Source organism: Argonema galeatum A003/A1, assembly GCF_023333595.1.
GTDB lineage: Bacteria > Cyanobacteriota > Cyanobacteriia > Cyanobacteriales > Aerosakkonemataceae > Argonema > Argonema galeatum.
This window is the reverse complement of the sequence record NZ_JAIQZM010000013.1, coordinates 136,947-158,618: the sequence shown is the minus strand read 5'-3', so window position 1 is coordinate 158,618 and position 21,672 is coordinate 136,947. Positions and strand designations below refer to the sequence as shown.

The following is a 21,672-nucleotide window of genomic DNA, read 5'->3' as shown; positions in this document are numbered from 1 at the left end:
ATGACTAATGACTAATGACTAATGACTAATGACTAATGACTAATGACTAATGACTAATGACTAATGACTAATGACTATATAGATCATGAAAATTCGTATTTGTTTTTGCCCAATTGCTTGGCACGGTACATCGCCGCATCGGCATTTTTAATCAGAGTATTTATATCATCACCATTAAGGGGAAACACGCTGATGCCAATACTTATAGTGACGTTGATTGTCTCTCCCTTCAACGCAAAAGGCCGGGTAATAGTTGAGAGAATTTTACTGGCGACTCTTGCCACATCTGACGCGCTAGGAATTGCTGGTAGAATTACCGTAAACTCATCGCCACCCAAGCGCGAGACAGTATCGGTGCTGCGTAAACACCTGGTTAGTCGTTCAGCCACGGCTTGCAGAAGCAGATCCCCCATGTCGTGTCCGTGGGTGTCGTTAATCTGCTTGAAACCATCTAAGTCGAGAAACAGTAGAGCCACCCATTGTTCGTTGTCACGAGCCCATTCTACTGATTGGCTTAACCGTTCGTAAAATAGTTTTCGATTCGGCAGACCAGTGAGGGTATCGTGATAAGCGAGATGACGCAAACGATCTTCTGAAAGTTTTAGTTCGGTGTTGTAGTGAACTAACTCTGCTGCGGTGCGCTTGAGGTCTTCTTCCAGTCGCTTGCGCTCGGTGATATCTCGAATTACGCCGACTAAAAATAGGTTGCCAGCGGCATCTTTGTGGAGCGACCTTTTGGTGGCGATGAGATGTGTGTTTCCTCTAGCATCTGTGAATGGTTCTTCATTTTCCGCAGGTTTGCCATTGTGAAAAATTATTTCATCTTGCTCCCAAAAAATGTCAGCTTCGTGCCTGGGAAAAAAATCATAGTCTGACTTTTCGATTAAGGTACTGAGGGGATATCCCAGAAATTGACAATAAGCCTGATTTAGAACAATCCATCGGTGTTGTTTGTCTTTGACAAAGACAGGATCGGGAATGGCATTGATGACGTTTTGCAAGAATTCTTTGGAGCGCTTTAACTCATCTTTCAGGTGGGCAAGATAACCTGTGATGACCATAGCAGAACTGAGGAGGGCTAGGAGGGGGGGAATGAGGGGTATCCACCAACCCGCCAAGAAAGCTAAGTAAGAAGTGCCGGTGAGGCCAGAGAGGGCGAGGAGGATAATGAGAATAGACCGTGCTAGAGAGGGCGATCGCCAAATTAAAATAGCTCCTAGCCAAGACCAGCCCCAAATCCAAAGCCATTCTAGAGGCTCTGTCCAAACGTTGAGCAATCGTCTTCCCGACTGGGAGGCTGTGAGGATTTGGCTGATAAAATTAGCTTGCACCTCGACGCCGGGAATAGGTAGCGCCGACTTGATCGGGTCGCTGCTGTAAGGAGTGTAGAAAAAATCATTGAGGCTGATGGCAGTTGAACCGATCAGGACGATGCGATCGCGCACCCAATCGCGGGGTATCCTGTCTGCTAACACTTCTGTCATAGAAACAGTACGAAAACTGGTAGACGGTTTCAGAAAGCTGCCCAAAATTTGGTAGCCTTTGTCATCCGTTCTTACATAGCCGCCGTCGTTCGACTGAAAGCTCCGAAATACGCTTTTACCCAGCTGGAGATAGACCGTGCCTTTTGCCTCCTTTGGCTCAATGCCTTCTGCCTTAAGATAAATGAAAGCCAGCTGGAGTGCGAAACTGGTATGTTGCCTCCCATCTGACCACCAGTAAAGCACGCTGCGACGCACCTTGCCGTCGGCGTCTACAACGACGTTATTAAAACCAACCTGCTGGCGCTGGCTAAGTACAGGCGGGGGTTTTACGTGGGAAGTATTTTGATTTTTATCTTTAAGTTTTTCAATCCCAATTAAGTTGGGTATCTTTTTAAAAGTATTCTCTAATTCGGCATGACCCGGTTCGACGGGCAAATCCCGATAGATGTCTAAGCCAATGGCGCGGGGCTCTTTTGAGTGTAATTTTTGCAGCAGCTGGGCCATAACGCGATCGGGAATCGGCCATTGACCAAATTTCTGGAGATTTTCTTCATCAATGCGAACAATGAGTATGCGATCGTCCGCTGGTTGCGGGGGACACACACGAAAGAACTGGTCTAGAGTCCCCCATTCCCAGGTCTGCAACAGTCCTGTGAGGCGCAACAAAATGATACACGCAGCCACACTGGAGCAGGTGACTAATACCCTGCCCTCCGACGATAGCCTTTGCTTCAGTCTTGTCCATAGCCTGATGGAGCTTTTGCTTAGGTGTTCGATCATCCCAGTCGCCCAGTTGCCAGTGTCGTTGCCATGCCTGACTTTATTAATAACGAATGGTTACAAAAACGTGGGATTCTGCCAATTTAGGGAGGTTTGCGATCGCGTAGTGCAGGAAACTGTGTACCAGTGCTGCTTCCTCCCCCTTCATCGACCTGGATGATTAGCTGTTGCATCTCCGTATTACCCAATCTAAGTAATTTCCACAGTTTATCCGCCAGGTGAGGCTTCTACTAGGGTGCTAACCCTAGTAGAAGCCTTGCTCATCTCAGTCAAATCCGTATCTTTATAATAACTTTACACCTAAGTACTGAACTTTATCAAATCTTTAAACACACCAAGGGTAAGGTTTGTTATTCTCACTAAGTAGGGCAAGTAATTCCACGTAAGTAGTTGCTCAAAAGGAGTTCTATCTTCCGAGAGATACCAATTACTGTCCTCTGTATTACTACTGTGAGCGGGCTGTGTTAATGGCTTTACAAAGTCAAGAAAGTACACTTACCCTTCATTGCTAGTAGGCTGTTTAAGCAGAAACAACTGGTAGACACTAAACTTTCTCCACTTCTCATTCTGGCAATAACGTACTCCGTTCTTTATATTTATTAGGGAGGTCGCATCGATGAAAAAAGTAAACATTCTAAACTTACCGATTGACAATTTTTCAAAAGTGGAGCTATTAGAAAAGCTCGAAGTAGGTGGGATCGTGTTTACGCCCAATGTAGACCATCTCATCAAGTTGCAAAACGATCGAGACTTCTACAAAGCCTATGACAGTGCAACTTATAGAGTGTGCGATAGTCAAATAGTGCTGTACGCTGCTAAGTTTTTAGGTACACCACTAAAAGAAAAGATCTCTGGTTCCGATCTGTTTCCCGCCTTTTACAACCACTGCAAAAATAACGAAAGCGTTAAGATTTTTTTGCTAGGAGCAGCCGAAGGAGTAGCTAAAAAAGGCAATAAGGTTAAATACCCATAAGCTTGTCCTAGCTTTTTTTACAATCCCGAAAAGAGAAATCTATCTCTCTCGTGGGGGATGTTACAGCTTTCAGGTTCCCCTTTTTCAGGGGTTAGGGGGGAATAATCGAGCTTTGAGGTTCTGGGTGCGTAAGTCCTGAAACATCTACTTTTGAGTCGTTACTATGCTATTTAACTCATTTGAGTTTATTTTTCTGTTTTTGCCAATAGCAGTATTAATATTTTTTGGTATTGGCAGTATAAATTATTCTAATAAGCACAAAATAGCAATTTTATGGCTGGTGGCTGCATCCTTATTTTTCTATGGATGGTGGAACCCAGCTAATTTAAAATTGCTATTATTCTCCATTTTCTTTAACTATGCTGTGGGTTATGCACTAAGGAAGCGCCTTACGTTAAAACTTAGCAGAAAAGTTCTATTGACTCTGGCCATTGCAGTCAATCTTGCTTTAATTGGCTATTTCAAATATGCCAACTTCTTTGCTGATAGCGTTAATCACCTGATTGGTACTGCTTTTCGATTAGATCCTATTGTCTTACCTTTAGCCATCTCATTTTTCACTTTTGTGCAAATTACTTATCTGGTGGATGCCTACCGAGGAGAAACTAAGGAAGACAATTTTTTCAACTACTGCCTCTTCGTTACCTTTTTTCCGCACCTCATCGCTGGCCCAATTGTCCACCATAAAGATTTAATGCCCCAGTTTGCCGATAAATCAATTTATAGGTTTAAAGGTGAATATCTGGCTGTTGGACTAACAATTTTTTTCATGGGGCTGTTTAAAAAAGTTGTATTTGCCGATAGAATCGCTGTCTACGCTACTCCGGTTTTTGATGCTGCTTCTCAAGGCTTACCGCTCACATTTTTTGAAGCTTGGGCTGGAGTGCTAGCATACACATTGCAGCTCTACTTTGATTTTTCAGGCTATTCGGACATGGCGATTGGGGCTTCCTATTTGTTTGGCATCAAGTTACCACTCAACTTTGATTCGCCTTACAAAGCTGTTAACATCATTGATTTTTGGCGACGCTGGCACATCACTTTGTCGAACTTCTTGAGAGAATACCTGTATATTCCTTTGGGGGGAAATCGTAAGGGAAATTTTCGGCGCTATCTCAATTTAATGATAACGATGCTGCTAGGTGGTCTCTGGCACGGTGCAGGTTGGACTTTTATCTTCTGGGGTGGGTTACATGGAATTTATCTAGTTATCAATCATCAATGGCGTTCGTTCCGTCGCTGGCTGGGACACGACCTCAACAAGAGTCACTGGTTTACCCAAGGAATAAGCTGGTTTGTGACATTTTTAGCTGTGATTGTATCGTGGGTTTTCTTTAGAGCCAAAACTCTGGATGCTGCAACTGGTATCTTGGGTGCAATGACAGGTGCGAATGGAATATCGCTGCCAAAAGCTTTGTTGACAAAATTAGGATTTATGGAAAACTTTGGTATTATTCGGTTTGATGGGATTACGAATTCGACAGATTTACCTATAGATTACACAATCTTCGCAATTACTTTTTTACTGTTCATAGCTTGGTGTACTCCTAATACTCAGCAGTGGATGGGAAAGTATAATCCAATAACTATAAAGCAACCTGTAATAAATCCTTCTTCAAATTGGAGCGATCGCTTCTGGCACAAGTTACAATGGCAACCCAATCAATTATGGGCTGTAGCTAGCGCTTTTTTAACTGTAATTTCTGTCCTCAGTCTTTCACGAGTCAGCGAGTTTTTATATTTTCAATTCTAAAATATAAAAAAATATTGACTCCGGTGACAGTCACAATGATAGTTTTAGTTAATGGGGTAATTTAACACTTTTGCTGTGACATCAGTTTTTTTTGTAAACATTAGATCGGGAATTGCAGAAATGTACAAAAATTACTTAATAACATATTTGCCGTTGTCAGCTATAATCTTATTGTTTGCAGGATTAATTAACTGGACGATCGATCCGCTTTGGTATGGAAAAGGAAATCGTCTGACTGGAAGAAACTTTTCATTTAACGAGCGCGTTTCAAAAACAAACTTTTTATTGCAGAGCAAAGCTCAAAACTATGATTGCTTAATCTTGGGTAGCTCTAGAGTAACTCTATTGAGAGCTTCTTCATTCAAAGATCATCGTTGTTTTAATTATTCATTCAGTGCAGGAAGAATTGAAGAGTTTGTAGAGTATGCCAAATACGCCAAGTCAAAAGGGCTCAATCCTAAAAAAGTTTATGTGGGGGTGGATTCCTTCAACTTTGATAAATTAACTCCTCCAATTTCAGGGGTTGGAAAAATAGATCCTCAACCTGTATATCAGGCTTACTTCTCATTAGAGGTTTTGTTGTTTTCGGCTAGAACAATGCTGGGAATGTCTCCAGATCCAAGATATTATAATAATAAAAATTTCGAGAGTGAGGTTGTTGAAAATCCCCCAACATTTGAGCCGGAATTTTACGATCGCCAAAAACCGGGTATTTGTGATGCTTCTAAGGTGAAAGTATATGAGCAATTGAGACAGGTATTTCCTAATGCTGAGTTTATTGGATATGTTCCTCCTGTGTCAGCTTGGAATGTAGCTAATGAAGTTTATTCTCGTGGGTTGATAGATTGTTACTTGAGTTCGATCCATCAACTCTCTAAAATTTATGACGTGATGTATGATTTTTCAGTGCCTTCAGCCGTGACAACAGAGGCTAAAAACACATACGATGGTAGCCATTATTATCCAGAAATTCAGGATAATGTTAGTAAGATTATTCAAGGAAAACCGTCAAATTTTGGCATTAGGGTCGAGAAAGATAACTTTGCTGAGTATCAGAAGTTTTATAAGCAGAGGATTAAAGAGTTTTTAGAAAAAGAGGGCGAAGGAAAACGTTAGCAAGGTGGAAAAGCTTAAAGGATGAGGCGCGATCGCTATTTATTTCCTCGTCTACTTCTACTACAAAGCTCGGTAATAAATTCCCCTCCCACCAGTGCCAATGAAAACCAATCCGAACTCCTGTTTGCTGGCTTCCATCACTTGGGGGTTATTACCGATCGGCTTGGAGCGATCGCCTATACTTGTCCATGTCCTTCCTCGGTCTAGAGAACGGAAAATTCCCTCACCTATACCGGCAATTTTCCCATACAGATACAGTGCAGGAATCTTGCTTCCCCGCTGCGGTTTCCCAAACGCAAACAGGTAAGCTCTCTCTACCCCAGCAATTTGGGAGAACGTCTTACCACCATCTGTAGAGCGGTGAAGTCCCTTCGTATCCAGACTCAGCCAAACTTCACCTTTGACTCCCGACACAGTTTTGAGCGAGTGCCAACTCTCACGGGGAAGTGAGGCATTCACAGTTTCAAAAGAAACTCCTCCATCAGTACTGCGATAAACTTTCCCACCCGCATAGTAATAAAATGTGTTGCCATCCACTGTGTCCGCCGCCAGCGACTGAGACCAGTTCCACGGGCCTTTGGGGCCTTTAGGCAAGCCTGACACATCGCTCCAAGTGGCACCCCCATCGTCTGTACGTACAGCCTGACCGCTACTGATACTCACAACGAAGACATTTGGGTTTGTTGCCGACATGGCTACCCGCATCGGCATTTTGTTCGCTGGAAATGACGCAAACTTCTGCCACGTCAGACCGCCGTCAGCCGAAGTTGCTCCAGAATAAGTATTGTTCCACCGTTTACCGCCGACACGCACTATTCGCGATGGATCGCGATCGTTGTAGGCAATGCTGTAAGTATCTTGAAAATCAGGCCCGTTGTCGCTGAATGTTTTGGACGGGTAGGCATCCAATCCATTGTTATGGTAAAAACCGTCTACATCGGCCATACCGCTCAGTAACAGTGGCCCCTTTGGAGGTGAAACTAAAGCAAATGTGACTATTTCTTCATGTCCTTTTTGATAGTTAGTCCAGACGACTGGATTTGCCTTGATATCGTCTGTGCGCCATATCCCGTACCAGTCCGTCAGCCAAATCCTGCCTGCAACTTTCGGGTCAAACTCGATCGCAGATATCCACGCCTGCGATCGCATAATCTTCGTCCACCAAGGAACGGTGTTGTTCATGGAGCGTTTCATCTGCGTCCACGTACTTCCCCCATCCAAAGATTGGTAGATTTTCGTAGATGGCGTTTCTCCCAGCGCAACTACTAACTCATCGGGATTCGCTGGGTTGACACTCAACGCATTAAAAACGGCTTGAGAGTTGTTCGGCGTGATGTTGCTCCAAACCCCGTTTGCATACTTGCTGACCCCTGGTCCCTTAGCACTCGTCGCGTACAGCGTACCGTTGCGGCTTGTAGCCATACGCCTCGGCCACTGCGGACTTCCCTCTACTTTGCTCCAGGTGACACCCGTATCGGTGGATTTATATATCCCATCTCCATAGGCGATCGCATAAACTAAGCCAGACACCTGTCTATCGAACAAAACCGCTGTAATTCCAATATCCTTTTTAGCTGTTCCGGGAAAAGAATTAACTTTAGTCCAACTTCTACCAGCGTTTGATGACTTCCACAGTCCATCTTGCCGCGAGCCGAAGAAAATCAGATTTGAATTAAACGGATTGACAACTAATCTTTCTCCCATCCATCGTTTATTTTGGTTGCCTCCCATTGGCAAGTCAAGGTTTAACTTAGTCCAAGTTGCACCTTGATTAGTTGACTTAAAAATTGTTCCAGGCCGATCCCAAACGTAGGAACCTGCCGCAATATAAACAATCTTCGGATCTTTCGGATCGAAAGCTAGTGCTTCTCCCCCATAGTAACGGCGTTGGGAAAGCGGAAAATGGTCAGTTATCGGAACCCAGCTTTGCTCTCGTGGATTCCAACGATAGAAACCACCGACATCGGTTTTGATATAAACAAGGTCTTTTTGTAAAGGATGGAGGTAGATACCCGTAACATAGCCACCTCCTCCCAGGGATACATTATTCCACCCGGTCGATGCAGTTGTTTTCTGAATATCAAAAATAGCTAACTCTGCCCGTTCAAAGGCAGAGTTAATGACGCTGACACTTTTGATTTGCTGAAATGCTATAACAGCAAGCAGGGAAATAATAGCAATTAGAACTATACGATTTAGGCGGTTCATACCGACTGACCAGACTGCTCTTGTAGAATCTGGCGTTTTTGAGTACTTCCTCTCATTTTAGAGGCGAAAGTATCAATTTGGGAATAAACAGATTGGGGCAAAAGCCAAAGCAAATAAGCCGATACCCAGGTAAAAATAGTCCGTTTTGGTTCTTCCAGCAAGATGCGCCAGTAGGTAGACAAAGCTCGATTAATCAGTTGTACAGATGCTTCACCTGCCTGCATACGCACAGCACTTCTGGCTAAATAACGTAGCTGGTATGCTCTAGCCATATTTTCCCACTTAGCAACCAGTTCTGGAGCATACGAGCGAGTCTTTTCAAATACCTTTTCCCAAGACTCGAACTGTTTGACAAAATTAGCTGAAAGACCTCCGGAATTTACCCGGTAGAGAGTCATAACGTCGGGAATTCCCTCAATTTTCCAAGATGTCTGGATCGCGATACGTAGCCAACATTCTATATCTTCTGACTGGCGAAAGCGATCGTCGAAATAAAAATCCTCTACAGTACCGTAAAGATTATCTTCAAATCGAATTGCTTCAAACACATCCCGCCGAATCACCGCCGCCGAACCATTCCCAATTGGACTACCGCGAAGTAAACAAGGCACGTCAATATCTGTGAGTTGGGGCATCGTATAAGTGCCTAAATCTTTTCCCGCTTCATCCATAAAAGCAGAACGGTTAAAGCTAACACCCACATCTTGCGAATTGTCAAGATGAGCGACATTCTTTTCCAGCATTTCTGGTAACCAAACATCGTCCCCATCTAGAAATGCTAAATATTCACCTTGAGCGTGACGAATACCAGTATTTCTAGCCCCAGCCAGTCCGCGATTTTTTTGCCGAATGATTCTAATTCTGGAATCTGTTAATTGCTGACAAATTTCGACGCTGCGATCGGGAGACTCATCATCAATAATCAGCACTTCAAAATTTTGATAAGTTTGCTCTAAAACCGACTGTACCGCAGCAGCGATATATTTTTCTACTTTGTAAGTCGGAACAATGACAGACACTTTTTTCATGCTAGTTACCAACTCGGTTGCCGTTACAGTCTCATCTTTAGCTGGGAGTCAAATTCTGATTTAACTTATCTTGGCTGATCTTGAAGAATACGACGCTTTTGAGCAGCGCCCGTAATCTTTAAAGCAATATCCTCAAGTTGGCGGTACAAAGACTGGGGTAAAAGCCACAGAGAATAAGCAGCTGCCAAAGTCAAAAATGTACGGCGCGGTTCCTCTAAAACAATGCGCCAGTAAGTAGCTAAGGCACGATGAGCAAATTTCACAGCCGAAGCGCCGTCTCGCAGACTGACAACCCTCCGAGCTAAAAACCGCAACTCGTAAGCTCTAGCTCGATTTGCACACTGATTTACCAGTTCCGGAGCGTAGGAGCGGGTTTTTTCAATTACCTTTTCCAAATCTTCCAACTGCTTATTTACGTTAGTTGAAGCTCCCTGCAAATTTACTCTGTATAGTGTTAGAGCTTCAGGAATTCCCTCTACTTGCCAGTTAGTTTTAAGAGCAATCCGCAGCCAGCATTCCACATCTTCAAAATGGCGCAATTGCTCATCAAAATAACATTGCTCTGCACTTGAAGCATTATTTTGAAACTTAATTGCTTCAAAAACCTCTTGCCGAATCACCGGAGCAGAACCATTACCAATCGGATTCCGGCAGAATATCTGAGCCGGAGTAATCTCCTTAAGTTTAGGCATTTGGTAGAGATTTAAAGGCTTGTCTGTTTCATCAATGAAAGCAGAGCGGCTAAAGCTAATTCCTACGTTTGGTGAATTTTCTAGATGAGCAACGTGCTTTTCTAGTTTTTCCGGTAACCAGAGGTCATCCCCATCTAGAAAGGCCACATACTTGCCTTGAGCGTGGCGAATGCCAGTATTTCTAGCGGCTGATACTCCTCGATTCTGCTGACGAATCATTTTAATCCTGGGGTCGGTGAATTGCTGACAAATTTCTACGCTGCGATCGGGAGAACCATCATCAATTAGCAGGAGTTCAAAGTTTTTATAAGTTTGCTCCAGAACCGACTGTACTGTAGCCGCTATATACTTTTCGACTCCATAGACCGGAATAACGACAGAAACCTTTTGCATAAATATCCACCCTTCTCAAAAAGTAACAGATCAGTTAATCTCTTTAACTGGTTCACCTCTATTTGAACCAAAGACGTATCGAGTAGCCCAAATTGTAATCAAAGGCAGCACAAGCATATGAGTTACTAAAACAGATATAGCAACCCCGATCGCTTGCCAACGCACTCCGATGAGCAGTCCAATAGCAAAAATTACAGTAAATAACAGATTTCCCTGTAAGCTTAAGTTAGGCTTGTCGATCGCTGCCAAAAGGTTAGTAGCAGCCAGGAAAAAAGGACGAGGTATTGCTGATAAGCAAATCAAAATTAGGATTGGAATTGCCACTATCCATTTTTGACCAAAAACAATTGGCACGTATAACGGAGCCAAGCTAGATTGCAACAAAACCAAGGGTATAATAATCGAGCCAATTGTTTTGAGACCGCTAAAATACCGTTTCTTGAATTCTACCCAATTTGAGCGTACTGCACATAAGTGAGGATACAATGCTACGGTAATAGATTGGATGACGCTTAAACTAATTCCTAAACCTGCATTGAACGCAAAGAAATATATTCCCAGTTCCTTAACTCCTAAAAAACGACCAACTATTAAATAATCCAAATTGTTTCTCAAAGTTGCTAACATTCCAATCCCAATAAAATTGACACCAAACTTAAAAATTTCCCACCATCGCTCTGTAGTAAAGCCTTTAGTTCGACGCCAAGGATGATTATATATACATACGATCGCGTCAAGAGGAGCAGCGATAATTCTTGGCAGTATAATTGCCCACATTCCCATGCCTAAAAGCGCAAATACTGCCGTTAAAATATTCCCGACTGCAAGTTGAACAGTGCCACTAATTGCTGTAATTTTGAGTCTATTTTCTCTCTGTATAAGTGCGGCTTGTATCCTGCCTATGGGCGTAATCAAATAAACAGTTCCCATCAGACAAATTGGCATAATAAGTCGATTGTCATGATAAAACCAAGCTACCGGAAAAGCAGCTACGCACTGAATAACAAATACACCAAAACAAACTACCCAATTTAACCAGTATGCACCGTTGCATATGGATTCGAGTTTTTCTTTATCAGCCTGGATTACCTTACCGGCAATACCGATTCTAGTTAATACTTGTGTAAATTCATAAACTGTCAAAACCAGAGCTACTAACCCATAGTCATAAGGGGTTAAACAGCGAGCCAAAATGACAGTTGTTAGTAAGCGAAAGACGCGATTAATTAATTCTGCACCGCCCAACCAGCCAAGATTGCGAATAAAATCGCTATTAAGCTTACTTTTGAGCTTAGCGATCGGTTTAGCCAACCTTTTGTTTAAGTTCACAGTTGCACCTTGAATAGTATGCTGGCCGTAACAAAACTGTCCTAAGAGTCGGTTCTACTTGCTACAAAGACTATATTACGTCTTGATTGCCTAACCTTAAATTTTTCGTCGAAGAAGCTGGAAATATTTTACCAATAAATTGCGTAAAGTTGCTCGACAACTTATAGGGAAGTAGTCGCATCAATCCTAATTTCAATACTAAACGCATAGTCTGGCGGTCAAGCAAAATCTTTGGATAACACTGGATTGCCTTTTGTAGTTTTTGAATAGCCTGCCTAACCCCTTTATCGTCGAGGACGTGAGCTATGGATAGCTGCGTCAGGAATCGATACTGATAAGCTAGGCTCTGATTTTTAAGAAATTGTAGCTCTGGTGGCGCTTCTTGAAATGCTCTTTCAATTACCGTGAGACCATATTTTTCCATCACATCCACTTTGGATGTCATTGATTGTGAGGAGCGACGGTAAAGAATTTGATATTTAGGAACCAAAACAAAAGGACACAGAGCCGCTAGCCTTATGTAATAGTCCCAATCTTCAGCAGATTTAAGGGTAGGATCGAACCTGCCTGCTGCTTCAATAAATTCCCTACGACCCATAATATTTGAGCCGCTGGAAATAAAGTTTCTGATTAATAATTTAGGGTAAACATTACCCTCATAATATAGTGGTTCCCACGCATATAAAAATTCACTGTTTTCGTTTATAAAAGCAGTCCAGCTATAAGCAATTCCTGCTTCGGGATGTTGCCGCAAAGCTGTTAACTGTAGCTCTAATTTATCTGGTGTCCACAAGTCATCTGCATCGACGAAGGTAATATACTCTCCCGTAGCGCGATCGATTCCACGGTTGCGAGCTACTGGTAGTCCACCGTTTTCATAAGAAAAAACCTTAACTCGTGAATCTTCAATTGCATTGAGTAGTTCCACCGTTCCGTCAGTCGAACCGTCATTAATGACAATTATTTCAAAATCTGTGAAAGTTTGTTTTTGTAGGGATTGGATTGTTTCTAAGATCGTTTTCTCAGCATTGTAAGCAGGAATGATAACAGATATAACTGGCATAGATACTCCCCTCGATACTGTTGAATTATTTTTTGAATGGCAACGTTTAGTGAATGTTAGCGGTAAATAACGATGGTAAAACTAAAGCAATGGCGTAACTTATGAACCATATTAATCAATACGTATAAACACCGCAAGCGGTTATAATATAACTTTACTTAATCTTTAAATTAACGTGATTACTTTACTTAATTATAAAGTTTATATAAAGGGTTCTTTCGGATCAAATATGCTGTTGTAGTAGCACAGCTAATTAAAATCTTGGTACGACCAACATATTGATGATGCCGTGCCCCTACAAAATGTTCATTGTAAACATTAGCATAATAATTCCGAAAGACCCATATAAAGGAAATGGGGCTATTTTTTTGATTGCTGGATATTTAGAAGAGGATATTTTTGGGAAATTTTTCTTTAAAGGCAATGCCCATTATCACCAAACCAGGCCAATAGATGTAGATCAGAGCCTCTAAATTTTCAGCAAAAGAGAAGAAGAATAAAACTAAAACTACACCTAACCCTACCTGGGCGGTTTTGTTTTTCTGGGCTTTGATAAGAAGCTCTATAAAACTCCAGAACAAGGGAACTGCAAATGCGATAAAACCTACTACCCCGCTAGTGAACAGAAGACCAAACCAGGTATGGTGAGAGCCAATTGGCTTGCGGGTCGTAACTGGGGGACCTTTCGGCTCAACAAGCCCATGACCCCAGATGGGTGCTTCTGTCCACCAACGGTACAAAGCGATGCGACCCAAGATATCTCTAACTTGTGAAGATCCAGCTCGTTGACCGTCGAATTGTGTTTTGAAGTCTTTAACCCAAGTGATTATCTGAAGACCGAAAAGACCGGATAAGAAACTAACTACTCCTGTGCCGATTTGTACGCTGGGGCGACTAAAGTTCACTAAAAGCAATATTAGGAATGGAAGAATGAGCAGACATAATGTACCTAACCGTGAATCTGCCCCCACAACCATTGCAGCAGCACCAATCATGCCAATCCATCGCCACTTTTTGTTGGATTCTTGACAGGTAAGAAAAAAATAGATATCGCCTACCAGTCCTAATGCGGGAGCCCAAGGTGCAAATAAATATAGGCGGGGTTTATGAGTTTCACCATCAATACCGTAGAGTAATACCCTGTAATACTCGGCACCAACGCCTCCTATTTTCTGTAGTGGAGAAGTATATATGGATGAAGGTAAATGTACTATACTTGCCATCTGGCAAATTGGAAATAAAATTAAAGTTTGTAGGCAAAGAATACAGGCAGCTCGGTAAATTAATTGTGGTCGGATCTTGAGGCAACCAATAAGAGGAAATAAGGCAAAAAGAGCCCATGTCCTGATAAAAAAGTTAATGGTTGACCTAATCACACGAGCAAGATCTAGATTATAATCTAGATGGCTCCCAATTAAAGCTACTTCCATCAATAACATACAAATAATCCATACCCATACTCCCAAGGGAATAGTAATTTTTTCTTCAACGGGAGTGTCGTCCGTCTGATCCCAGAGTTTTTTGCACAGGTATATCGCTAGGAACCAAGCCATTATAAAAGCTAATATATGCTGCGCCCCCAGCAAGTACAACACATAGGTTCCAGTTATGTAATACCAAACTACCTTTTCTTCAAAGTTTTGAGGTTTGATTACAGAATTTATCTCATCTTGGGATGAGCTTTTATCTATTTTTCTAAAAGCCGAAAAAAGTGAATTTATCATAGTCAAACGCTCAAGATTTACGCCAAGGTCATCGCGAGCATCGGTTGTGTGAGTTGCTGACTGAAGGACTGGGTGGGGATGCGATCGATCTTCCTGTGTCCTACAGACTCCACCCAGCCACCTCTATCAGATTAATTTTTCCAGATAGCCTCTCTGGGATTGTATATCAATACTGTCGCATTGACAAGGTTCACTTTTTACGGAGTTGCTAGGAGCTCCATCTCGCTTAGAGATCACCTTAGCAGGCACACCAACCGCAATTGAATAAGGAGGAATATCTTTATTTACGACTGCTCCAGATCCAATCACACTGCCCCGACCAATTGTGACCCCATCTAGTACTTTTACACCACTCCCCAGCCAACAATCATCCTCAATCACAATTCCCTTATAGGTGTGTCCTTGCTGTACGATCGGCACTGTTGGATCGGTGAAAACATGATTGTTGGCAAAAATTCCTACGTGCGGAGCAATCAGACAGTACTTACCAATTTTGATATGGCGACCCGTCATACAGGTATAGGGGCCAATAGATGTGTAATCGCCAATCTCGATATAACCGCTGCCACCCGAATGAAGTTTGATATCAGCGGCACGATTGAGGCGGACCCAATTGCCAACGCAAATTTTGCTATCTCGTCCCACATTTCTTAGACGAACGTAGCGATCGATCTTAGTCCCATTGCCAATTTCGACACAATCGGCATTAACAAATTCAACGCCGGGTTCAATTTGTACCGAATTACCTAGCCGCCCCAAAATTAAACGGTATAAAAAACTTCGTAATACTCTACCTGGTTTGAGCGGTATCCAGCCCACTAATGTGGTGATTAAAGGTTCTTTCCAGTAGAAACGTCGTGAAGTAGATGGAGACTGTTTAGTATTCATAATGTTGCACCTTGACTGGGGTCGATAATAAAAAACTACCTGGCTACGTTGACTACCGTTGCTGTTCTAAAGTGGCTGTAACTGTAAACTTGCAGAAAGCTCGTAAGCTGCTGATTCAGGCTGCTCTGCCAAAATACTCTGATAGAGTGTTACTGAATCTGCCGCCTCCATACTTATAGTCCGAACAGGCTGAATGCCTTGGCGAAGTTTATCCAAAAAATCTGGCTCTAAAGCTAGCTTGGCAAAAGCGTCAGCCCAGGCTTTTACATCGCTGGCAGGCACTAACAATCCATCCACGCCGTGCTTCACTTTTTCAGCAATTCCCCCTAGATTAGAACCTACTACGGGAACGCGATAAGCATGGCCTTCCAATACTACTACTGGCCCCGTTTCTAACCATTGCGACGGTACGGTCAAGACATCAAAACCTGACAATGCCGAGCCTAATTCTGAGCGTTTTAATTGTTTGGCAACTCGGATGCGGGGATCGTCACCAATGCGAGATAGAACTTGTTCTCGATATTCCTCGTTGCTAGCAACGCCATGAATAATTAATTCGATCGGCACATTAGGCGGTAGGGATTTTACTGCTTCTACAATGATATGAATTCCCTTAGTTTGATCCCAGCGACCTAAGAAACCAACTCTTAGGGGTTCTCCTGGCTTTTTGGGCTGCAAAACTGTTTGTTTGTAAGCCTCGGCAAAAGATTCAGCAATCCCGTGTCTCAACAAGAAAAGTTTTTCTTTAGGTATGCCATTAATCGTCAAAGCTTTGCCAACCCATTCAGACATAACAACAATGCGATCGGCAAATTTCGCCATTTCTTGTAAGCCTTCTAGACGAGCAGCCACATAAGCAGGTGTAGTAAAAGGGCTAAGGAAAGCATCTGCACTTGCACTGATAGGCGCTGGCGTTTTACTCAAACGCCGCATAAGTCCTCCTGCTATTTGGCTTGCAGGCACGGGTATACGACTCAAAGTTTCGATAACTGAAGGCGGTATGCTTCGCGAAACACCGCAACAATAGCTACAGCGCACGGGATCGATCTTGCCGTCGCAAGCTTCTTTTCCGTCCAGCATTAGGGTTTGGCGTTGGCAAATCGGTTGAGGCAATCTTACCGACACAGCTGTCCCCATCCCTAATTCTTTGGCTAAACGAAGATGAGGCAAACCGCACTTGGGAGTCCACTGATGCTGATGGTAGATGTCTGCTTTTTGCGCTTTTAGCCAACGAGCGAAATGCTCGAAACCACCGTGGGGAGAAGGCCCATGATTTGGTTCTGGTTTTGGCGTGGGGGATACAGGATACCGATAAACTTCTACTCCGTTGTATGTGTAAAAGTTTTCTTTAGGATCATCTTGAGATGCAGCTATCTTGCTCTCTACTCCCATAGCTTCTAGCACTGGAAGAATTTCACTTAGATGAATATGAATTCCTCCACAACTTTCTGGAAAATAACGAGCAACTGCTTGGATGGTTTTCATAGGTCAAGAGTTCTTTCAATTCAACTTGACGGGCAATATTTTTCTCTTTAAGGGGCTTGTGAGTCGCATTTTTCTCAACAAGCCCCGGTTTCTTGGTGGTTGATTTTAATTCAATTAGGCAAACACTTTTGTAGACAGTAAAGGTTTGCCATCCATGTATTCGGGAATAGGCGCATCCATGAGTTCCAGAATAGTGGGAGCTAAATCTACTGCGTGTCCTTCGGCCAAGGTGGAACCGGCCTCAATTCCAGGCCCTTTGATAGTCCAAAATCCTCTTGGACGGTGAGCGCCGGTGCGATTGAAATAGATCGGCCCAATGCGATCGTATTTGGGGCTGTCTACCACGTCCACAGCAAAGTCTTCCCAGACTACTACTAGGTCTGAATCTGGTAGTTTGGGATCGTTGTCTGTGGGTTTTTGACGAGTACGGACAACTTTTTTAACGATCGGCTTCCCAGTTCTGGCATCGGTGAGTTGATGCAACTGTTCGATCAACTCATCGCAGACAGCATTGTATTCAGCAGGGGAAACAATACCCTGAGATTCTCTTCCTTGCAGGTTGATGCGGATATAGCCATCGGAGAAACCGGGAATGTAAAATGCTTTCATCTGCGGCCAATATGGTTGATACCACTTGGATGGATGCCAGCTAAACAATTCTGTTTGGGGAGAACCTGTCAGTTTGGCCCATTTCTTGTAGAATTTGGTCAGGTACGGTCTGAAGCGACCGGGAATCTTTGGCTCTACAGACCTTAAAAATGTTGCCATTGGATCTGGGTCATTTTTCAGGTTGTGGAGCAGTTTGTACCAGCTATCTTTGGGATTTTTAGGAGTTAGTGGCGGTGGTGGTGTCATTCCCATCTCTTGCGACTTCAGCAAGGATTTGCCAGGGAAGCTAAACCGATAGAGAAATTCGGGTAATACAACCATACTCAGTAAGTCGGCTGAGTTGGCACCCTGACCGTGGGCTGAAAATACGATTACGTAAGCATTCTCTGGAGCTTCGGCTAACATCTCTCCCAGAGACTCGTCCACGGCTTCAAAGTATTCGAGCATCGGATCGCGGTCAGCAGAAGCTGTCTGCTTATAAAGGGGGTGATCCGGTTGACTGAGATGCCAGAAGTAATGCTGTGCGGTGTGGGTTTCACCAATAGCTGTCAGAAACAGATCCCACTGTTCCCGGCTCAGTAAGTCTTTAGTAATAGCTGTGCGACGCTCAAGTCCAACCTCAAGGTCGCGCTTCAGTTTAGCTACGGAGCTTGGATTGTACCAATCTGAGCGATCGTTATGGTGAAATGTATCGGCTGGGTGGTCTCCGTATTTCTCGATCAATTCAGAAAGTAGTCCTTTGGGTTCAGATGCGCGATCGATCATCGGCGCATGGGCTCCCCAGGCTAGAGCTTGTATGCCATTTACGCGATCGGAAATGGTAGTCTGGGGCATATCGAATACAGCCACCCGATACTTATCTCCCACAGCATAAAACGGGGCATACTCGTTAAAATCATAGGCTCCGTGTTCGCCCAGAGTCTTTGTCTGGTAGGTTTTCGGGTTGAAGTCAAACTTTGACCAGTAGCCCGTCTTATGGGGAAGACAACCTGTGAGAAAGTTTGTCCAAGCGGATTCGCCCTTGTAATACTCCATGTTTACCAGGCGTCCGTAGGCTCCTTGTTGCCGCAGGCGAGCCAGGTTCTTCAGATGTCCCTCAGACATCCATTTTTCCAGCAATACTGGGTCTGCTGAGTCCAATCCAATTGCAATGACTGAGTTTTTCACAATCTACTCCTACTTCAATCTATGTGTTTATCAATTTGCTTGAGCGACTAAATGAATAAATTTGAGGGCAGCGGGGCTATTTTGTATAAGTTACTGATGTTTTCTCAAACATCATCGCTGCTTAGTTTTGTCATCAGATAATTGCGTAACTTTTGAAATATTAATCAATACGTAGAAACACTGCAATGTTTTAGAGGGCTTCTTTATCTACTCTTTAAAAAACTGTCCCATTTATGATTAAATTGCTAAGTTTATGTGAAGCATCTAAGATCGACCCTGAGACAGAGCCAAAATTCCGCAGCTAACAGGTAAGGAAGGGTTTGACCACATACTTTGTATACCTAGAGATATACGGTGCAGACAGTTGCCTACAGAGTCAGTAATTTCCGAGGGTAGTGAAAAATCAGAGCGGATCTTTGTGTGCGAAGCCTTGGAGGACTCTCCAAGCAGTAGTACCACCGTTCCCCTGTGCGATCGCATTCTGATATGGCGATTCGCTTTGAGAAGTAGCTTGCCCGATCCCTGGCAGGTTGACGTTAGTAGCTGAGCCTGCTGCGGGCAAACTAATAGCCAAATCACTTGTATAGCTTGGCGATGCAATCTTTAAATAAAGTAAAGCTAAGCCCCAAATGGCTGTATTAGTAACAATGCCTAGTATTAAATAAAGTGGCCAAGTTCGCTGCACCGCTGAGGAGGAAGGGGATTGTGAGATCGTTAATAACTTAGTCATCACAAATTTATGAGCATCGATTATACTGTTAATCGGCATAGCACTCTATTTTCCGATGCTTCCCTTGACTCTACATCGGTCTTGGGAATGAGAATACGATCGCAGACACAGAGTAGGATTTAGCGGACGCGATCGCATTCTCTGTGTCTACACAACTAACCCAGCCACCGCTTTACGCACCATAGACTTGCCTTCACAGTGTTCGGGAATACTAGCTCCCATCAAGTCCAAGATAGTAGGAGCCAAATCCAGAGCATGACCTAGAGGCAGATCGGAATCAGCCGGAAAGTCTGGCCCTTGAGCTAGCAAAAATCCTCTAGCGCGATGGCTTCCGGTGCGATGAAAGGGAACAGGCCCAATGCGTCCCAGGTCGCCACTATCAACCACATCGGTGGTATAGTCGTCTTGCCAGATAATCACAAGGTCAGCATCAGGCAATTTTGGATCGGAATCAGTTGGACTTTGCCTAGTACGCATAATTTTTTGCACCATAGGCTTACCCGTGCGACCATCTTTCAAGTCGTAAAGCAATTCGCTCAATTCATCGCAAACCGCATTGTACTCAGACGGTGCTACTATTCCATTCGGTTCGCGTCCCTGTAAATTAATGCGGACATACCCTTCCGAATAGCTAGGTAACGCAAACGCTTTCATTTGCGACCAGAACGGTCTGTACCAAAGTGCTGGTTGAAAATATTGGGGCTCCGACTGGGAGAGCAAATCGAAAGGCGAAACTAAATCTGGTTCTTGGCGAAGGCCAAAAAGCGACTCCAGGCGATTAAATACTTTGAGAGGCAGATTTGCTCTCAAAAACATTTTTATCGGTGAGTCGTGTTTTAAATTCCAAACCGCTCTCAGCCAGCACTTTTTCGCACGTTCGCCGGTAATTGGCGCTCCCGGAGTCGTTCCCGCTTTACCCCGCGCCAGACCAAATTTTCCTGGAAAACTGAATCTGTACATCAACTCCGGCAAAAACACCATACTGGGGAGATCCATCACATTCGATCCCATGCCGTGAGCCGCAAAGACTACCACGTTAGCATCTTTTGGTGCTTTGGTGAGCATTTCGCCGATCGCTTTATCTATAGCTTCAAAAACTTCCAGCAGCGCGTCACCTTTGTACTGAGATCCCACAGACTCGTAGAGAGGATGATCCGTCGTCTCGCTCAAATGCCACAGATAATGTCCCGCAGAATGGGTTTCGCCAAAGATAGTCAAAAATAAATCCCAATTATCCCGCTGCAATAGATCCTGACAAATCGCAGCACGCCTGGAAATCCCGATTTCCATGTTTTTCTTAAGACGGGTTAGGGCATCCACATCCATTGTGTTTGCATTATCTTTATTGAGCGTAGGATGCTCGCCGTGCTTGCTAATTAGCTCATCTAAAAGTCCTGCGGGTTGAGAATGACTGGGCGTCAGCGGAGAGTGCGCCCCCCAAGCTAAAACCTGTACCCCATTCACTTCGTCTGATAGCGACGACTGAGGCATATCAAATACCGCTACCCGATACTTTTCCCCCAAGGCATAGAATGGTGGAAACTCGCTAAAATCGTAGGCGTTAACTTCTTTTACGTCATAAGTACCTTCCTGAAGTTTTACGGGTGCCCAATACCCAGTTTTCTCAGGCGAACAACCTGTTAAAAAAGTTGTCCACGGCGTTTCTGCTCTGTAGTAATCGAAGGTATCTAGGTGAGTAAATGCTCCCTGTTCGCGTAAACGACGCAGATTTTTTAGATGTCCCTGAGACATCCAATTTTCCAACATAACTGGGTCGGCGGCATCCAAACCAATAGCAATAACGGGGCGTTTCATAGTTCTATGGATGAAAGGTATCAACTTGGATTTTTACTTTGGCGATCTTAGGTGTAAATTTTGTCATCAACGTTAGTTTGCTACTAAGTATTGTCTTTGGAATTACGTAAGTAGTAGCAATGTTAAATCAGTAAATCTTCGGAAATGATAACTAACCCGTACAAAATATGGCTATGTGTTATTACTGTCTTTACTGAATCTTTAAATTTGCTGGCGTTTTTGCCAGAACTTGTTAAGTAGAGATGAAGCAAGTCCTGGAGTTTGGAGGAGTGGGAGTGGGAGAGAATATCGATCGGTCATCAAGGGACTTGGCGTCAAGGATCTAATCCCCCCAGTTACAGCGGCTTGCAGTCGTGGCGATAATCCTTTCATCCAAAATCGAATGACTCTTGCGTGGAAATACGTAACAGACAAAAAAATACTCCCACAGCTAGA

General features: G+C 43.6%; 15 protein-coding genes. 3 read left to right on the top strand and 12 right to left on the bottom strand.

Annotated features, from left to right (window positions below; genetic code table 11):
- Nucleotides 1–83: 83 nt before the first annotated feature.
- Nucleotides 84–2,264 carry a CHASE2 domain-containing protein gene (locus LAY41_RS16010; RefSeq protein ID WP_249099710.1) on the bottom strand — a complete coding sequence of 727 codons (2,181 nt, stop codon included), beginning with the start codon at nt 2,262–2,264 and terminating at the stop codon, nt 84–86.
- A gap of 616 nt (nt 2,265–2,880) precedes the next feature.
- Between LAY41_RS16010 and LAY41_RS16005 the strand changes: the two genes are divergently transcribed.
- The 3 genes from LAY41_RS16005 (at nt 2,881) to LAY41_RS15995 (ending at nt 6,106) form a co-directional block, all read left to right on the top strand.
- A complete protein-coding gene (locus tag LAY41_RS16005) occupies nt 2,881–3,237 on the top strand; it encodes a WecB/TagA/CpsF family glycosyltransferase (RefSeq protein WP_338022996.1) in 357 nt (118 codons plus the stop codon).
- 418 nt (nt 3,238–3,655) lie between these two features.
- Nucleotides 3,656–4,990, top strand: coding sequence for an MBOAT family O-acyltransferase (locus LAY41_RS16000; RefSeq protein ID WP_249099707.1), 1,335 nt, complete (start codon nt 3,656–3,658; stop codon nt 4,988–4,990).
- 120 nt (nt 4,991–5,110) lie between these two features.
- Nucleotides 5,111–6,106, top strand: a complete 996-nt coding sequence (locus LAY41_RS15995) for a hypothetical protein (RefSeq protein ID WP_249099704.1) — start codon at nt 5,111–5,113, stop codon at nt 6,104–6,106.
- A gap of 60 nt (nt 6,107–6,166) precedes the next feature.
- On the opposite strand, the gene LAY41_RS15990 is transcribed toward LAY41_RS15995, so the two are convergent.
- The 11 genes from LAY41_RS15990 to LAY41_RS15935 all read right to left on the bottom strand — a co-directional run bounded on the left by LAY41_RS15990 (nt 6,167) and on the right by LAY41_RS15935 (nt 21,237).
- Nucleotides 6,167–8,314 (bottom strand): hypothetical protein, encoded by a 2,148-nt coding sequence (locus LAY41_RS15990; RefSeq protein ID WP_249099702.1) that lies wholly within the window; start codon nt 8,312–8,314, stop codon nt 6,167–6,169.
- Entirely contained in the window at nt 8,311–9,342 is a 1,032-nt protein-coding gene (locus LAY41_RS15985) for a glycosyltransferase family 2 protein (RefSeq protein WP_249099699.1), read from the bottom strand. Before LAY41_RS15985 ends, LAY41_RS15990 begins: the two co-directional genes overlap by 4 nt.
- 65 nt (nt 9,343–9,407) lie before the next feature.
- Nucleotides 9,408–10,427, bottom strand: a complete 1,020-nt coding sequence (locus LAY41_RS15980) for a glycosyltransferase family 2 protein (RefSeq protein ID WP_249099697.1) — start codon at nt 10,425–10,427, stop codon at nt 9,408–9,410.
- A gap of 30 nt (nt 10,428–10,457) precedes the next feature.
- Nucleotides 10,458–11,756 carry a lipopolysaccharide biosynthesis protein gene (locus LAY41_RS15975; RefSeq protein ID WP_249099694.1) on the bottom strand — a complete coding sequence of 433 codons (1,299 nt, stop codon included), beginning with the start codon at nt 11,754–11,756 and terminating at the stop codon, nt 10,458–10,460.
- 70 nt (nt 11,757–11,826) lie between these two features.
- Complete coding sequence (locus LAY41_RS15970) at nt 11,827–12,819, bottom strand: glycosyltransferase family 2 protein (RefSeq protein ID WP_249099692.1); 993 nt, start codon at nt 12,817–12,819, stop codon at nt 11,827–11,829.
- A 383-nt stretch (nt 12,820–13,202) separates the two neighbouring features.
- Nucleotides 13,203–14,543: an O-antigen ligase family protein gene (locus LAY41_RS15965; RefSeq protein WP_249099689.1), complete on the bottom strand. Its 1,341-nt coding sequence runs from the start codon at nt 14,541–14,543 to the stop codon at nt 13,203–13,205.
- A gap of 126 nt (nt 14,544–14,669) precedes the next feature.
- Complete coding sequence (locus LAY41_RS32300) at nt 14,670–15,431, bottom strand: acyltransferase (protein ID WP_275974180.1); 762 nt, start codon at nt 15,429–15,431, stop codon at nt 14,670–14,672.
- Nucleotides 15,432–15,497: 66 nt separating this feature from the next.
- Nucleotides 15,498–16,916 carry a glycosyltransferase gene (locus LAY41_RS15950; RefSeq protein WP_249099684.1) on the bottom strand — a complete coding sequence of 473 codons (1,419 nt, stop codon included), beginning with the start codon at nt 16,914–16,916 and terminating at the stop codon, nt 15,498–15,500.
- Nucleotides 16,917–17,030: 114 nt separating this feature from the next.
- Entirely contained in the window at nt 17,031–18,692 is a 1,662-nt protein-coding gene (locus tag LAY41_RS15945; RefSeq protein ID WP_249099678.1) for an alkaline phosphatase family protein, read from the bottom strand.
- Between the two features lie 403 nt (nt 18,693–19,095).
- Entirely contained in the window at nt 19,096–19,461 is a 366-nt protein-coding gene (locus tag LAY41_RS15940; RefSeq protein WP_249099676.1) for a hypothetical protein, read from the bottom strand.
- Between the two features lie 108 nt (nt 19,462–19,569).
- Complete coding sequence (locus tag LAY41_RS15935; protein WP_249099673.1) at nt 19,570–21,237, bottom strand: alkaline phosphatase family protein; 1,668 nt, start codon at nt 21,235–21,237, stop codon at nt 19,570–19,572.
- Nucleotides 21,238–21,672 lie beyond the last annotated feature (435 nt).